At 73.5% G+C, this 14,958-nt stretch carries 11 protein-coding genes; 4 read left to right on the top strand and 7 right to left on the bottom strand.

Annotation, left to right across the window (positions count from 1 at the left end):
• Positions 1 to 74: 74 nt before the first annotated feature.
• Both ACIRSU_RS24010 and ACIRSU_RS24005 read right to left on the bottom strand, forming a co-directional pair.
• On the bottom strand, positions 75 to 2,639 hold the full coding sequence (locus ACIRSU_RS24010) for a protein kinase (protein ID WP_403795599.1): 2,565 nt from the start codon (positions 2,637 to 2,639) through the stop codon (positions 75 to 77).
• A gap of 163 nt (positions 2,640 to 2,802) precedes the next feature.
• The gene (locus ACIRSU_RS24005) at positions 2,803 to 4,509 is read right to left on the bottom strand and encodes a glycerol-3-phosphate dehydrogenase/oxidase (RefSeq protein ID WP_403795596.1); all 1,707 of its coding nucleotides are present in this window, start codon (positions 4,507 to 4,509) and stop codon (positions 2,803 to 2,805) included.
• Between the two features lie 274 nt (positions 4,510 to 4,783).
• Between ACIRSU_RS24005 and ACIRSU_RS24000 the strand changes: the two genes are divergently transcribed.
• On the top strand, positions 4,784 to 6,037 hold the full coding sequence (locus ACIRSU_RS24000) for a nucleotide sugar dehydrogenase (protein ID WP_403795593.1): 1,254 nt from the start codon (positions 4,784 to 4,786) through the stop codon (positions 6,035 to 6,037).
• Between the two features lie 83 nt (positions 6,038 to 6,120).
• Here the strand turns inward: ACIRSU_RS24000 and ACIRSU_RS23995 are convergent, their stop codons facing one another.
• The 4 genes from ACIRSU_RS23995 to ACIRSU_RS23980 all read right to left on the bottom strand — a co-directional run bounded on the left by ACIRSU_RS23995 (position 6,121) and on the right by ACIRSU_RS23980 (position 10,472).
• Complete coding sequence (locus ACIRSU_RS23995; protein WP_403795590.1) at positions 6,121 to 7,245, bottom strand: GuaB3 family IMP dehydrogenase-related protein; 1,125 nt, start codon at positions 7,243 to 7,245, stop codon at positions 6,121 to 6,123.
• A gap of 115 nt (positions 7,246 to 7,360) precedes the next feature.
• Positions 7,361 to 8,860 (bottom strand): IMP dehydrogenase, encoded by a 1,500-nt coding sequence (gene guaB, locus ACIRSU_RS23990; RefSeq protein WP_403795587.1) that lies wholly within the window; start codon positions 8,858 to 8,860, stop codon positions 7,361 to 7,363.
• A 151-nt stretch (positions 8,861 to 9,011) separates the two neighbouring features.
• Positions 9,012 to 9,614 (bottom strand): sigma-70 family RNA polymerase sigma factor, encoded by a 603-nt coding sequence (locus ACIRSU_RS23985; protein WP_403795584.1) that lies wholly within the window; start codon positions 9,612 to 9,614, stop codon positions 9,012 to 9,014.
• A 246-nt stretch (positions 9,615 to 9,860) separates the two neighbouring features.
• Positions 9,861 to 10,472 (bottom strand): response regulator transcription factor, encoded by a 612-nt coding sequence (locus tag ACIRSU_RS23980; protein WP_003948568.1) that lies wholly within the window; start codon positions 10,470 to 10,472, stop codon positions 9,861 to 9,863.
• Between the two features lie 439 nt (positions 10,473 to 10,911).
• On the opposite strand from ACIRSU_RS23980, the gene ACIRSU_RS23975 reads away from it, so the two are divergent.
• Positions 10,912 to 11,259: a WhiB family transcriptional regulator gene (locus ACIRSU_RS23975; protein WP_403795581.1), complete on the top strand. Its 348-nt coding sequence runs from the start codon at positions 10,912 to 10,914 to the stop codon at positions 11,257 to 11,259.
• A gap of 1,132 nt (positions 11,260 to 12,391) precedes the next feature.
• On the opposite strand, the gene ACIRSU_RS23970 is transcribed toward ACIRSU_RS23975, so the two are convergent.
• Positions 12,392 to 13,327, bottom strand: coding sequence for a LysR family transcriptional regulator (locus tag ACIRSU_RS23970; protein WP_403795578.1), 936 nt, complete (start codon positions 13,325 to 13,327; stop codon positions 12,392 to 12,394).
• An 87-nt stretch (positions 13,328 to 13,414) separates the two neighbouring features.
• Here ACIRSU_RS23970 and ACIRSU_RS23965 point away from each other — a divergent pair, with 87 nt between their 5' ends.
• Both ACIRSU_RS23965 and ACIRSU_RS23960 read left to right on the top strand, forming a co-directional pair.
• Positions 13,415 to 14,089 (top strand): MOSC domain-containing protein, encoded by a 675-nt coding sequence (locus tag ACIRSU_RS23965; RefSeq protein ID WP_403796450.1) that lies wholly within the window; start codon positions 13,415 to 13,417, stop codon positions 14,087 to 14,089.
• Between the two features lie 67 nt (positions 14,090 to 14,156).
• Positions 14,157 to 14,930 carry an SDR family NAD(P)-dependent oxidoreductase gene (locus tag ACIRSU_RS23960; protein WP_403795575.1) on the top strand — a complete coding sequence of 258 codons (774 nt, stop codon included), beginning with the start codon at positions 14,157 to 14,159 and terminating at the stop codon, positions 14,928 to 14,930.
• The last annotated feature ends 28 nt before the right edge of the window (positions 14,931 to 14,958 follow it).

The following is a 14,958-nucleotide window of genomic DNA, read 5'->3' as shown; positions in this document are numbered from 1 at the left end:
CCCCACGCGCCTGCCGTCCCCCGTGCCCCGCCCTCACGCTCTCGGGACGGGGCTTCTCACGATACGTCCGCCGGTCAGTCCTTGGGGCTGAACGTGGCGAACGCCGTCTCCCGCAGCGTCTTGCACTCCGCCGCGTCCCACTGGTCGGCGCGGCAGCTGATCATGATCGAGTAGCCGCGCTCGCCGTCGACCTTGAAGCCGCGGTTGAGCACGTGGACGCGCTGGCCTGCCTGGTTGCGCTCGAACTCCCAGTCGGCGACCGTCGGATAGCCCTTGTACGAGACCGGGTGTATGCCGATGTGCCGGTAGCCGTTGCTGGTCGCGGCGACCGCGGCCAGGGCGGCGCGCCAGGCGGCGGCAGCGTCGTCCTTGGGGCTGTCGTTGAAGTCGACCTGGACGCGCGGGAAGGCGCCGGCGGCGGCGTTGAAGATGCCGCCCGAGTTCTGGCCCGCTATGGCGGTGAGCCGGAAGGAGGCGGGCATCGCCATCGAGAAGTGGAAGCGGTCGTTGGTCACCATGACGTACCCGGCGGGCAGCTTCGCGCCGCCGCCGCCGCCGCCGTTGTCGTCGGCGCCGCCGGCGCCCTGGTCGCCGCCGGCGCCGGGTGTCCCGCTGGGCGTGCTGCCGCTCTGGCCGCCGGTGCTGGCGGCCGGCTTGGCGCCGCCGCCCTGCTGGGTCGGGCCGCTCGGCGAGGTGCCGGTGTTCCCGCCGCCGGACGCGGCGCCCGCGGAGGCGGTGGTGCCGCCGGTCTTGGCGCCCTTGCGCTGGTCGGTGTCGCCCTGGCCGCCGCCGAGGGAGACGTACAGGATCGTGCCGAGCAGCGCCAGGAGGACGACCGCGGCGATGATCACCAGGGTGCGGCGCGGTACGACGTCGGTGAGCGACGCCTTGGCGGGCGCGGACGCGGGCCGGCCCGGGGTGCCGGGGCCGGCCGGGCGGGCGGGCGCGGTCGCGCCGGCGGCCGCGTTCCGTACCGACTTCAGCGCGCCGCGCAGCCGCTCGGCCGTCGCCTCGCCGGCCTTCTCGCGGGCCGGCTTGTCGCGGCCGGGCACGGCCGGGGCCGAGGCCGGGCGCTCGGGCAGCGGCGGGAGCGGCGGCAGCGGTACGACCCTGGTCGCCTCCGGGCCCGGCTCCGGCGGCGCCTCGGGCGCGTCGAGCACGGCGCGCAGCAGCGCCCGGGCGCCGGCGTCGTCGAGCCGCTCGGCCGGGTCCTTGGCGAGCAGGCCGTAGATGACCTTCTCCAGCTCCGGGCCCGCGTTCTTCGGCGGGTCGACGGGCTCGGTCATCACGGCGGTGAGCGTGGCGATGGCGGAGCCCTTGTCGTACGGCGGGCTGCCCTCCACGGCCGCGTAGAGCAGACCGCCGAGCGACCAGAGGTCGGCGGCGGGGCCGGGCTTGTGGCCGCGGGCGCGCTCGGGCGAGATGTACGAGGGGGCGCCGACGAGCATGCCGGTGGAGGTGATCGAGGGGTCGCCCTCGACCTGGGCGATGCCGAAGTCGGTGAGGACGGCCCGGCCGTCCTCACCGATCAGCACGTTCGACGGCTTCACGTCGCGGTGCAGGATGCCCTCGCGGTGCGCGGAGCGCAGCACGTCGAGGATGGCGAGGCCGACCTCGGCGGCGCGGCGCGGGGTGAGCGTGCCGTCCTCGCGGATCGCGTCGGCGAGGGACTTGCCCTCGATGAGCTCCATGACGATCCACGGGCGGTCGTCCTCGTCGACGACGTCGTAGACGGTCACGGCGCCGTTGTTGCGGATCCGGGCGATGGCCTTGGCCTCGCGCAGGGTCCGGGTGATGAGGCGTCGCTTCTCGTCGTCGTCGATGCTGTTGGGGAAGCGGAGCTCCTTGACGGCGACGGTCCGGCCGAGCGTCTCGTCGACCGCGCGCCACACCGTGCCCATGCCGCCGCGGCCGAGGACCGCGCCGAGCCGGTACCGCCCGGCGAGCAGCCGCCCTTCGGCGGACGCCGCGTCAGACTTCCGGCCCGGCCCGCCGGTTCCGGTCGCGTCGGCCCCGAACCCGGCCGCCGGAGCGGCGCCGTCCGTCGAACCGCTGCCGCGACCGCTCTTGGTCAGCCCGACCGCGGGCCGCGCCGCGGCGCCGTCCGTCGAACCGCTCCCGCCGTCACCCTTGGTCAGCCCGACCGCGGACCGTCCCGGCCCGGCCGGGGTGTTGTCGCCGGCCGCGCCGGCGCGCGGCGCGGCACCCTGACGCCGCGGGTCGGGAACGCCCGCTCCGCCCGCCCGTCCGGTCGACGGCCGCGCGTCCCTTGGCTCCGCCGGGGTTCCTCCGGCGGCCGGTGCGTCCTCGCCGCCCGCGGCGCCGCGCGCCGACTCCGGCGCTCCGGCAGCCCCTCGGGCGTCGTCCGGCGTCCCCGCCGTGCCGTTCTCGGGCGCCGGCTCGGCGCCGGGCGCGTCGGCCGCGCGCCCGTCACTCGGCTCCGTGGCCTCCGGTGCGTCCGCCGTGCGCGCGCCCTTCGGCGCCGCCGGCTTCGCGTCCCTGCCCTCGGCCGTCGCCTCGTCCTGTTCCGCCGTGCGCGCGGCCGGGATCCCGTCCCGGTCGGCGTCGGTGGCGGCGCCCGCGGCGGCGTTCCGCCGGGGGGCCTGCCCCGTGTTCCGCGACTGCTCCGCCTCCGACATGCGTCCCCTCTGCGATCCCTGTTTCTCGCCCGCGTCCGGAGCTCCCGCGTTCTGCGGCAACCCGCCCTGGAAGAGAGCTCATTGTCCCTCACTCCGCGACCGCTGCCTCCCCCGGGTCCGAAGTCCGAGAACGCCGGGACACGCCCCGGACGCCCCCGAGGTCCTAGATCGGCACGATGTCCGGCGCTCCGAGGCGGGCCGCGTCGGCCGTCAGGTCGTCGGGCTGGCGCTGCGATTCGCGTTCGGCCTCGACTCGCTTCTCGTAGTGCTCGACCTCCTTGTCGATCTGGCGGGAGTCCCAGCCGAGCACCGGGGCCATGAGTTCGGCGCACTCGCGGGCGCTGCGGGTGCCCCGGTCGAAGGTCTCGATGGAGATGCGGGTGCGCCGGGTGAGGACGTCGTCGAGGTGGCGGGCGCCCTCGTGGGAGGCGGCGTGGACGATCTCGGCCTTCAGGTAGTCCTCGGCGGCCGGGAGGGGCGCGCCGAGGGCGGGTTCGGCGGCGACGAGGTCGAGGATCTCCTCCGTCAGGGAGCCGTAGCGGTTGAGGAGATGCTCGACGCGGGCGACGTGGAGGCCGGTGCGGGCGGCGATGCCGGCGCGCGCGTTCCACAGCGCCTTGTAGCCCTCGGCGCCGAGGAGCGGGGTGTCCTCGGTGACGCAGGCGGCGACGCGCTTGTCGAGTCCGTGGACGGCCGCGTCGACGGCGTCCTTCGCCATGACGCGGTAGGTCGTGTACTTGCCGCCGGCGACGACGACCAGGCCGGGCACGGGGTGGGCGACGATGTGTTCCCGGGAGAGCTTGCTGGTGGCGTCGGACTCGCCGGCGAGCAGGGGGCGCAGGCCCGCGTAGACGCCCTGGACGTCGTCGCGGGTGAGCGGGGTGGCGAGCACGGTGTTGACGTGTTCGAGCAGGTAGTCGATGTCGGCGCTGGAGGCGGCGGGGTGGGCCTTGTCGAGGTCCCAGTCGGTGTCGGTGGTGCCGACGATCCAGTGCCGGCCCCAGGGGATGACGAACAGGACGGACTTCTCGGTGCGCAGGATGAGTCCGGTGGTGGAGTGGATGCGGTCCTTGGGCACGACGAGGTGGATGCCCTTGGAGGCGCGGACGTGGAACTGGCCGCGCTCGCCGATGAGGGCCTGGGTGTCGTCGGTCCACACGCCCGTCGCGTTGACGATCTGGCGGGCCCGGACCTCGTACTCGCCGCCGGCCTCGACGTCCCGGACGCGGGCGCCGACCACCCGCTCGCCCTCGCGCAGGAAGCCGACGACCCGGGCCCGGCTGGCGACCCTGGCCCCGTAGTAGGCGGCGGTGCGGACGAGGGTGGTGACGAAGCGGGCGTCGTCCATCTGGGCGTCGTAGTACTGCAGGGCGCCGACGAGGGCGTCCTTCCTGAGGCAGGGGGCGACGCGCAGGGCGCCGCGCCGGCTGAGGTGGCGGTGGACCGGGAGGCCGCGGCCGTGCCCGGAGGAGACGGACATCGCGTCGTACAGGGCGACGCCGGAGCCCGCGTACAGCCGCTCCCAGCCCTTGTGCTGGAGCGGGTAGAGGAACGGGACGGGTTTGACCAGGTGGGGGGCGAGCCGCTCGAGGAGCAGGCCGCGCTCCTTGAGGGCCTCGCGGACGAGTGCGAAGTCGAGCATCTCCAGATAGCGCAGGCCGCCGTGGATCAGCTTGCTGGACCGGCTGGAGGTGCCGGAGGCCCAGTCGCGGGCCTCGACGAGGCCGGTGGAGAGTCCTCGGGTGACGGCGTCGAGGGCGGTGCCCGCGCCGACGACTCCGGCGCCGACGACCAGTACGTCCAGTTCGCGCTCTGCCATGGCCGCGAGCGCCTCGGTGCGCTCGGCGGGTCCCAGTGTCGCTGTCCTCACGGTCGGTGCCTCCCGTCGTCCCCCGTCTGTCCAGCACACGAACCGGGCCTGTGTGGTCCGGCTCACAGACTTGATTCTGTCCCGGCCCACCGACTTCAGCCACCGCCCCCGTCCCACCCTGTGGATAACACTCGGCGACCTTCACCCCGACAATGCCGCATATCGGTCATATTTACGCTTAGTCTGACATTGCGTCAGCCACCTTCGGTCCACAGGGCTTGCGCACCGCGTCCCCTCCGGCTAACCGGCTTCTGGGAAGGACGGCCCATCCCCCATGCCCGCTGATCTCGCCGTCATCGGCCTCGGCCACCACGGACTCCCACTCGCCCAGGCGGCCACCGCGGCCGGTGTCGACACCATCGGCTACGACACCGATCCCCGCCCCGTCGCCGAACTCGCCGCCGGACGTCCCCCGGTCGACGGCTCCCTCACCGCCGCCGAGATCCGCCGGATGCTGTCCACCGGCTTCCGGCCGACCACCGACCCCGCCGAGCTCGGCCGGGTCCGCACCGCCGTCATCTGCGCCCCCACGCCGCCCGCGCCCGACGGGGCGCTCGACCTCGGCGCCGTCACCGCGGCCGCCCGCGCGCTCGCCGCCCGGCTGCGCCCGCACACCACGGTCCTCCTGGAGTCACCGGTGCCGCCCGGCACCACCGAGGGCCTGCTGCGCGAGCTCCTGGAGACCGGCTCGGGGCTGCGCGCCGGGCGCGACTTCCACCTCGCGTACTCCCCCGGCCGGCTCGACCCGGGCAGCCGGACACCCGGCGGGCCGCGCGACTTCTCCGCCACCCCCAAGGTGATCGGCGGTCTGACCCCCGCCTGCACCGAGTCCGCTGCGGCCTTCTACGGACGGCTCACCGACAAGGTCGTCCGCGCGCGGGGACCGCGCGAGGCCGAGACCGTCAAGCTCCTGGAGACCAACTTCCGGCACGTCAACATCGCCCTCGTCAACGAGATGGCGGTGCTCTGCCACGAGCTCGGCGTCGACCTCTGGGACGTCATCCGCTGCGCCGAGACCAAGCCCTTCGGCTTCCACGCCTTCCGCCCCGGGCCCGGCGTCGGCGGCCACGGCGTGCCCGTGGACACCATCGGCGCCCACCGCCCGCTGCGCCTGGTCGAACTCGCCTGCCAGGTCAACGAGCGCATGCCGGGATACGTCGTCCAGCGCTCCGCCACGCTCCTCAACGAGCACGGCAAGTCCGCGCGCGGCGCCCGCGTCCTGCTGCTCGGGGTCACGTACAAGCCGGATCTCGCCGACCGCCAGGGCTCCCCCGCCGACGAGATCGCCCGCCGTCTGATGGACCTGGGCGCGGCCGTCAGCTACCACGACCCCTACGTCCCCGACTGGCGCGTCCGCGAGCTGCCGGTCCCGCGCGCCGACTCCCTCTACGAGGCCGCCGCCCACGCCGACCTCACGATCCTCCTCCAGCACCACCGCACGTACGACCTCCAGGGCCTCGCCGTGAAGGCCCAGCTCCTCCTCGACACCCGCGGTGCGACCCCGGCGGGTGCGGCGCACCGGCTGTAGGCCCCTGGGCGCCCCCACGGGCGCGTACGGCGAAGGGCCCCGCATCATCCGGTGCGGGGCCCTCCTGCGTACGCCGGGGGGCGTCAGCGCTTGTGCTGCGCGTCCGCCACGGTGACCTCGACGCGCTGGAACTCCTTGAGCTCGCTGTAGCCGGTGGTGGCCATCGCGCGGCGCAGGGCGCCGAAGAAGTTCATGGAGCCGTCCGGGATGTGCGACGGGCCGGTGAGGATCTCCTCGGTGGTGCCGACGATGCCCAGGTCGACCAGCTTGCCGCGCGGCACGTCCTCGTGGACGGCCTCCATGCCCCAGTGGTGGCCCTTGCCGGGCGCGTCCGTGGCGCGGGCCAGCGGGGAGCCCATCATGACGGCGTCGGCGCCGCAGGCGACGGCCTTCGGGAGGTCGCCGGACCAGCCCACGCCGCCGTCGGCGATGACGTGCACGTAGCGGCCGCCGGACTCGTCCATGTAGTCGCGGCGGGCGGCGGCCACGTCGGCGACGGCGGTGGCCATCGGGACCTGGATGCCCAGCACGTTGCGGGTGGTGTGCGCGGCGCCGCCGCCGAAGCCGACCAGGACGCCTGCGGCGCCGGTGCGCATCAGATGCAGGGCGGCCGTGTAGGTGGCGCAGCCGCCGACGATCACGGGGACGTCGAGCTCGTAGATGAACTGCTTCAGGTTCAGCGGCTCGGCGGCGCCGGAGACGTGCTCGGCGGAGACGGTCGTGCCGCGGATGACGAAGATGTCCACGCCGGCGTCGACGACGGCCTTCGAGAACTGCGCGGTGCGCTGCGGGGAGAGCGCGGCGGCGGTGACCACACCCGCGTCGCGCACCTCCTTGATGCGCTGCCCGATCAGCTCCTCCTTGATCGGCGCGGCGTAGATCTCCTGCAGACGCCGGGTCGCCGTGGCCTCGTCCAGCTCGGCGATCTCGTCGAGCAGCGGCTGCGGGTCCTCGTAGCGGGTCCACAGGCCCTCGAGGTTCAGCACGCCGAGGCCGCCGAGCTCGCCGATGCGGATGGCGGTCTGCGGCGAGACGACCGAGTCCATGGGGGCGGCCAGGAAGGGCAGCTCGAAGCGGTAGGCGTCGATCTGCCAGGCGATCGAGACCTCCTTCGGGTCCCGGGTGCGCCGGCTCGGTACGACGGCGATGTCGTCGAACGCGTACGCCCTGCGGCCGCGCTTGCCGCGCCCGATCTCGATCTCAGTCACGTTGTGTGGCCTTTCCCTCTGTGTCTGCGCCTACCAGTATCCCCGACACACGCGGAAGGGACGGTTCCGGCCACATGCCGGAACCGCCCCTCCCACGAGCGAGGACGCGTACGGACTACTTCCTGCTGTAGTTCGGTGCCTCGACCGTCATCTGGATGTCGTGCGGGTGGCTCTCCTTGAGGCCCGCCGAGGTGATCCGGACGAAGCGGCCGTTCGCCTGGAGCTCCGGCACCGTGCGCCCGCCGACGTAGAACATCGACTGGCGCAGGCCGCCCACCAGCTGGTGGACGACGGCCGAGAGCGGGCCGCGGTAGGGCACCTGGCCCTCGATGCCCTCGGGCACGAGCTTCTCGTCGGAGGCGACGCCCTCCTGGAAGTAGCGGTCCTTGGAGAAGGAACGCTGCTCGCCACGGGACTGCATGGCGCCGAGCGAGCCCATGCCGCGGTACGACTTGAACTGCTTGCCGTTGATGAAGAGCAGCTCGCCCGGGGACTCCTCGCAGCCCGCGAGCAGCGAGCCGAGCATCACCGTGTCGGCGCCGGCGACCAGGGCCTTCGCGATGTCGCCGGAGTACTGCAGACCGCCGTCGCCGATGACCGGGACGCCGGCCGCCTTGGCGGCGAGGGAGGCCTCGTAGATCGCGGTGACCTGCGGGACGCCGATGCCGGCGACCACGCGGGTGGTGCAGATGGAGCCCGGGCCGACACCGACCTTGATGCCGTCGACACCGGCGTCGATCAGCGCCTGGGCACCGTCGCGGGTGGCGACGTTTCCGCCGATGACGTCGACCGAGGAGTTCGACTTGATCTTGGCGACCATGTCGCCGACCAGGCGGGAGTGCCCGTGGGCGGTGTCGACGACGATGAAGTCGACGCCCGCCTCGATCAGGGCCTGGGCGCGCTCGTACGCGTCACCGGCGACACCGACGGCCGCGCCGACGAGCAGCCGGCCGTTGGCGTCCTTGGCCGCGTTCGGGTACTTCTCGGCCTTGACGAAGTCCTTGACCGTGATGAGGCCCTTGAGCAGCCCGGCCTCGTCGACGAGCGGAAGCTTCTCGATCTTGTGGCGGCGCAGCAGCTCCATGGCGTCCACGCCGGAGATGCCGACGTGGCCGGTGACCAGCGGCATCGGGGTCATGACCTCGCGCACCTGGCGGCTGCGGTCGGACTCGAAGGCCATGTCACGGTTGGTGACGATGCCGAGGAGCTTGCCCGCCGGGTCGGTGACCGGGACGCCGCTGATGCGGAACTTGGCGCAGATCGCGTCGGCCTCGGCGAGCGTGGCGTCCGGGTGCACGGTGATCGGGTCGGTCACCATGCCGGACTCGGAGCGCTTCACCAGGTCGACCTGGTTGGCCTGGTCGGCGATGGAGAGGTTGCGGTGCAGGACACCGACGCCGCCCTGGCGGGCCATGGCGATGGCCATCCGGGACTCGGTGACCTTGTCCATCGCGGCGGAGAGCAGCGGGATGTTCACCCGCACGTTCTTCGAGATGTACGAGGAGGTGTCGATCTGGTCGGGAGCCATGTCCGAGGCTCCGGGCAGCAGCAGCACATCGTCGTAGGTCAGCCCGAGTGTCGCGAATTTTTCGGGCACTCCGTCGACGTTGGTCATGACACCTTCCCCAATGGCCTTGATCGGTGCGGATGTCCATGCTAACGGGCTGCGGCCGTGTCTCATTCCACGAGCAAGATCAGCGAGGATCTTTGGACATTCCTACGTGTACGTGAGGGACACCTGCCCCTCGCGAGGCTTACTCGGCGGACTACTGCTCGGCCAGCGCGCGCAGCCGGCTCAGCGCGCGGTGCTGCGCCACCCGGACCGCGCCCGGCGACATGCCGAGCATCTGTCCGGTCTCCTCGGCGGTCAGCCCGACGGCCACCCGGAGCACGAGCAGCTCGCGCTGGTTCTCCGGGAGGTTGGCGAGCAGCTTCTTGGCCCATTCGGCGTCGTCGCTGAGCAGCGCCCGCTCCTCGGGCCCCAGCGAGTCGTCGGGCCGCTCGGGCATCTCGTCGGAGGGCACCGCCGTCGATCCGGGGTGCCGCATGGCGGCCCGCTGGAGGTCGGCGACCTTGTGTCCGGCGATGGCGAAGACGAACGCCTCGAAGGGCCTGCCGGTGTCCTTGTAGCGCGGGAGCGCCATCAGGACGGCGACACAGACCTCCTGGGCGAGGTCCTCCACGAAGTGGCGGGCGTCACCGGGCAGCCGGTTCAGCCGGGTGCGGCAGTAGCGCAGGGCGAGCGGGTGCACGCGCGCCAGAAGGTCGTGCGTGGCCTGCGCGTCGCCGTCCACGGCACGGTGTACGAGTGCACCGATCTCCCCCTGCCCGGCGGGCACGGGTGACCCCACGGTCTCGTCGTCGCGCATCGCTCCATGGTGCCCCGGCGCCGCTTCGTTCGCGGCACCGTGTCCGTAGTTGTGCACCGAAGCGTTATGAGCAGGTGCGCCGGGACTCATATCCTGCGCCCTCCCCTTCCGCTTGTCTTCCGCCGGCTCGCTCGTCTCGTCCCCGAGGAACTCCACGTCTTCAAGGATGCGGCATTCCGCGGGGAAGTGACACAAGCCCACCCCGTCCGCCCCGCGGCGGACGGGGATGCGGCCGACGGCCGCAGGTCAGCGGACCAGGCCCCAGCGGAATCCGAGCGCGACGGCGTGCGCCCGGTCCGAGGCGCCCAGCTTCTTGAACAGACGCCGGGCGTGCGTCTTGACGGTGTCCTCGGAGAGGAAGAGCTCGCGGCCGATCTCCGCGTTGGACCGGCCGTGACTCATGCCCTCCAGGACCTGGATCTCGCGGGCGGTGAGGGTGGGTGCGGCGCCCATCTCGGCCGAGCGCAGCCGGCGCGGGGCGAGCCGCCAGGTCGGGTCGGCGAGGGCCTGCGTGACGGTGGCCCGCAGCTCGGCGCGCGAGGCGTCCTTGTGCAGATAGCCACGGGCACCGGCGGCGACGGCGAGCGCGACGCCGTCCAGGTCCTCGGCGACGGTGAGCATGATGATGCGGGCGCCGGGGTCCGCGGAGAGCAGCCGGCGGACGGTCTCCACGCCGCCCAGACCGGGCATGCGCACGTCCATCAGGATGAGGTCCGAGCGGTCCGCGCCCCAGCGGCGGAGGACTTCCTCGCCGTTGGCCGCGGTGGTCACGCGCTCGACGCCGGGCACGGTCGCGACCGCGCGGCGGAGCGCCTCTCGGGCAAGCGGGGAGTCGTCGCAGACGAGAACGGATGTCATGACTGACCTCCGCGACTCTCGCAGCTGATGCGCGTCACCTTGAGCCTCCAGGGCTGGTACGTCGGGTCACCTGTGCGGTTGACGCCCTCGGACACCTGCCCGAGCGCTTGTTCCTTCAACCGCCTCGCACTCTCAACGATGGTCACTCGAAAGAGTTACGGGTCGGACGGCGACCTTCGGCACTCTACGTGAGGGACCGTACGCGGAGGAGAGCGTCGCAGGTCATCCGTCCTTCACCCGAAGCTATGCCCCATTTAGCGGGTTTTCTTCCCTTTTTGCGGTGTCTGTGGCTAGATTCGCAATGAGTCATATTTACATCTACTTAGACAGTAGACGTAGGTATCCGAGACCCACGAGGGCGAAGGGCCCCCGTCGATCAGCCATCCACCCGCCCACTCAATCCGTATCCGCTCGACACGGTTTCAAGGGGACAAGCGCAATGGCAGATTTCTCCCGCCTTCCCGGACCCAACGCCGATCTGTGGGACTGGCAACTCCTCGCGGCCTGCCGCGGGGTGGACAGCTCCCTCTTCTTCCACCCCGAGGGAGAGCGCGGCGCGGCACGGAGTGCGCGTGAGAACTCGGCGAAAGAGGTCTGCATGCGGTGCCCGGTGCGCGCGGAGTGCGCGGCACACGCGCTCGCAGTACGGGAGCCCTACGGCGTCTGGGGCGGCCTCACCGAGGACGAACGCGAGGAACTCATGGGCCGGGCGCGCAACCGCCTGGTCACCACGACGGCCGGGCCGCCCGGCCCGGCGACGACGGCGAGGGCGGCCGCCACGACCTGAAGGAACGTTTCATCACCCGGACTCGCTCGTCCGGGAGCCATCCGGGCTTGCCCGCACGTGATCTGACGGGCCGGCACACCGGGCGCCGCACCGCGCGCGGCCCGGGGGCGCGCGGCGCGGACCCATCGGACGGGCGTCGCCGACCCCGTTCGGCCGGACCCGGTCACCCGTGCGGTCCCGGCCCGTGGCTGTCGTCGTCCCCCGTACGGCGGCGGGGCCGTCACCCGTACGGGCCCGGGGCACTCACTCCGACGGCCCGCACCTCCTCACCCGAACGGCCCCGGGGCGCACGCCCGTAGACCACCGCACGCTCGGCCGAGCGAGGGCGTGACATCACCCGTACGGCCGGGTCGCGGACCACTCGTACGGCCGGGTCGCGGACCACTCGTACGGCCCTGCCCGCACATCACCCGAACGGCGGCGGACGCCAGGGCCCGAGCGGGCGGCGCGACCGCCCTGGGACGCCCGCGCGGATCGCGTGCGCCGCCCCCGCCGGGCGGCCCTCGCCGCCCGCGTCACGCCTCCCGCCGCCCGGCCGGGGCAGGGCCGATCCGCCGAACGGCCGCCGGAGCCCGCCTCGGGAACAGGGTCGTGGACCGGCCGTGTCCGGCAGCACCTCCCGAGCCGGACGACCGCGAGGCGAGCGGCGCCGGGGGCACGGCCCCCGCACCCGAAGGGCTACGAGGCAACGCCTGCCGGTCCGCGAGGCCGGGAGGGCCTGCGGGTCCGGTCGGGCCCGCCAGGCCGGTCGGGCCCGCCAGGCCGCCAGGGCCCGCAAGCCCAGCAGCGTCCGCGAGACCCGGAGGGCCGCAAGCCCAGCAGCGTCCGCGAGACCGGGAGAGCCCGCCAGGTCGGCAGGGCCCCGCACGCGGGTCCGCGAGGCCAGTCGGGCCCGCCAGGCCACCAGGGCCCGCAAGCTCGGGCCCGCCAGGCCGCCAGGGCCCGCAAGCCCGGCAGCGTCCGCGAGACCCGGAGGGCCCGCAAGCCCAGCAGCGTCCGCGAGACCGGGAGAGCCCGCCGGCTCGGCAGGGCCCCGCACGCGGGTCCGCGAGGCCAGCAGGGTCCGGGAGGCCGGGGGCGCGAGACCGGGAGGGGCCCGGGAGGGCCGCACGCCCCCTCCCTGAGGCTGTTGCTATGCGCCCGCCGCGCGCGGTCGGTCGGCCGCGCGGGTTGCTGCGTGGGCGAGTTCGTCGAGGGTGGCGGCGACGGCCGGGACCTGGGCCAGGTCGGGCAGGGTGAGGGCGACGATCTCGCGCTCGACGGCCGGTTCGACGGTCACGGTGACCGCGCCCCGGGGTCGTACGGACTCGATGGCGAGCGCCGGCAGGACGGCGACGCCCAGGCCCGCGCCCACCAGGCCCATCACGGCCGGGTAGTCGTCGGTGGCGAAGTCGATGCGGGGCGTGAAACCGGCCGTCTCGCAGACGTCGACCAGCTGGCGGCGGCAGCGCGGGCAGCCCGCGATCCAGGGGTCCTCGGCGAGTTCGCCGATCGCGACGGAGCCGGCGCCGGCGAGCCGGTGGTCCTCGGGGACCAGGCCGACGAGCCGGTCGGCGAGCAGCGGGCGGACGACCAGGTCGTCCCAGGCGTCACGGCCCGCGGCGTCCGGCCCGGTGCCGTAACGGAAGGCGAGCGCCACGTCGCAGTCGCCCTCGCGCAGCATCTCCACCGAGCGCGGCGGCTCGGCCTCCACCAGGGAGACCCGGGTGCCGGGATGGGCGGCGCGCAGGGCGGCGAGGGCGGTCGGGACGAGGGTGGAGCTGCCGCTCGGGAACGAGACCAGCCGGACCCGGCCGGCCCGCAGGCCCGCGATGGCGGCGACCTCCTCCTCGGCGGCGGTGAGCCCGGCGAGGATGCCGGAGGCGTGCCGCACCAGGGCCTCGCCGGCCTGGGTGAGCCGCATCTCGCGGCCGGTGCGGACGAGCAGCGGGGTGCCGGCGGAGGCTTCGAGCGCCTTCATCTGCTGGCTGACCGCGGGCTGGGTGCAGCCGAGTTCGCGCGCGGCGGCGGAGAAGGAGCCGGTGGCCGCGACGGCGCGCAGGACACGGAGGTGGCGGGCCTCGATCATAGGTCGAGCATAAGTGACTCTTGGGGCCGCAGGCGAATTTCGCTGGTCAACTTTGAGACAGCGAATTAGGGTGCCGCCATGGAGTCCATGGAGCTGCTGAGCGTGAACGCGGGCCGGGCCAAGGCCGTGGAGTACACCAACGCCCCCTCGGGCACGACGGGCATCGACAAGCGGCCGGTCGCCGGGCCGGTGCGGGTCGAGGCCCCGGGCCCGGCCGGGACGGCCGCGAGCGGGGTCGCCGGAGACGACGTCTGCGACCTGCGCTTCCACGGCGGGAACGACCGGGCCGTGTACGCCTTCGCCCGCGAGGACCTGGACCACTGGGAGCGCGAACTGGGCCGCGCCCTCGTCCCCGGCATGTTCGGCGAGAACCTCACCACCCGCGGCCTCGACGTCGACAACGCCCTGATCGGCGAGCGCTGGCGGATCGGCGAGGACGTCGTCCTGGAGGTGACCGGCGGCCGCATACCGTGCCGCACCTTCGCCGGCTTCCTGGAGGAGGCCGGCTGGGTCAAGCGCTTCAACGAGTCGGCGGCCGGCCCCGGCGCGTTCTGCCGCGTGATCGTTCCGGGCGAGGTCAGGGCGGGCGACCGCATCGAGGTCGTCCACCGCCCCGACCACGACATCACCGTCGCCCGGCTGCACCACGCGGCCACCCTCGACCGCACGCTGCTCGCGGACATGCTGCCGGCGGCCGAGTGGATGGAGTCGGGGCTGCTCGGGCTGGTCCAGCGGTACACCGACAAGTACGGGGAGCGATAAGGAGAGACGCCGAGGGCGGTGGATTCCCGCACACGGCCTTCACACGCCGCGGGCTAACGTGCCGCATATGACGACTGCACTGATTACGGGCGCGACCGCGGGCATCGGCGCCGCCTTCGCGCGGCGGCTCGCCGCGGACGGGCATGACGTGGTCCTCGTGGCCCGGGACGTGAAGCGGCTGCGCGAGCAGGCCACCGAGCTGCACGACCGGCACGGGATCGAGGCCGAGGTGCTCACCGCGGACCTCTCCACGGAGGAGGGCATCACGGCCGTGGAGGCGCGGCTCTCCGACACCAGGCGCCCGGTCGATCTGCTCGTCAACAACGCCGGGTTCGGCAACAAGGGCCGCTTCCTCGAAGTGTCCATGGCCGACGAGCTGACCATGCTGAAGGTGCACTGCGAGGCGGTGCTGCGGCTGACCTCGGCGGCGGCCGGAGCGATGCGCACGCGCGGCCGGGGCGGCGTGGTGAACGTCGCCTCGGTGGCCGCGTTCGTGCCGCGCGGCACGTACGGCGCGTCCAAGGCGTGGGTCGTGCAGTTCACCCAGGGCGCGGCGCGGGACCTCGCGGGCAGCGGGGTGCGGCTGATGGCGCTGTGCCCCGGCTTCGTACGGACGGAGTTCCACCAGCGGGCGGGGATGGGGACGGACAACATCCCCGGCTGGATGTGGCTGGACGCGGACAAGCTGGTGGCCGCGGCGCTCACCGACCTGGCCCGGGGCAAGACACTGTCCATCCCCGATCCCCGCTACAAGGCGCTGATGGGCGTGGTGAAGCTGGCGCCGCGCGCGCTGCTCGGCGGGGTGTCGTCGAAGGCGGGCCGCAAGTACGGTCCGCAGTAGGCCCGTACGTACGGCCGGCCCACCAGCT

Origin of the sequence: Streptomyces sp. NPDC101160, assembly GCF_044768205.1 — a bacterium.
Lineage (GTDB): Bacteria > Actinomycetota > Actinomycetes > Streptomycetales > Streptomycetaceae > Streptomyces.
This window is presented reverse-complemented; position numbering and strand designations above follow the sequence as displayed.

What these genes read in the sequence shown, in the direction of transcription:
- ACIRSU_RS23970 (WP_403795578.1), bottom strand. Translation starts at nt 13,327, where the DNA reads ATGATCGAGGCCCGCCACCTCCGTGTCCTGCGCGCCGTCGCGGCCACC.
- guaB (WP_403795587.1), bottom strand. Translation starts at nt 8,860, where the DNA reads ATGACCAACGTCGACGGAGTGCCCGAAAAATTCGCGACACTCGGGCTG.
- ACIRSU_RS24000 (WP_403795593.1), top strand. Translation starts at nt 4,784, where the DNA reads ATGCCCGCTGATCTCGCCGTCATCGGCCTCGGCCACCACGGACTCCCA.
- ACIRSU_RS23965 (WP_403796450.1), top strand. Translation starts at nt 13,415, where the DNA reads ATGGAGCTGCTGAGCGTGAACGCGGGCCGGGCCAAGGCCGTGGAGTAC.
- ACIRSU_RS23985 (WP_403795584.1), bottom strand. Translation starts at nt 9,614, where the DNA reads ATGCGCGACGACGAGACCGTGGGGTCACCCGTGCCCGCCGGGCAGGGG.
- ACIRSU_RS23960 (WP_403795575.1), top strand. Translation starts at nt 14,157, where the DNA reads ATGACGACTGCACTGATTACGGGCGCGACCGCGGGCATCGGCGCCGCC.
- ACIRSU_RS23980 (WP_003948568.1), bottom strand. Translation starts at nt 10,472, where the DNA reads ATGACATCCGTTCTCGTCTGCGACGACTCCCCGCTTGCCCGAGAGGCG.
- ACIRSU_RS23975 (WP_403795581.1), top strand. Translation starts at nt 10,912, where the DNA reads ATGGCAGATTTCTCCCGCCTTCCCGGACCCAACGCCGATCTGTGGGAC.
- ACIRSU_RS24010 (WP_403795599.1), bottom strand. Translation starts at nt 2,639, where the DNA reads ATGTCGGAGGCGGAGCAGTCGCGGAACACGGGGCAGGCCCCCCGGCGG.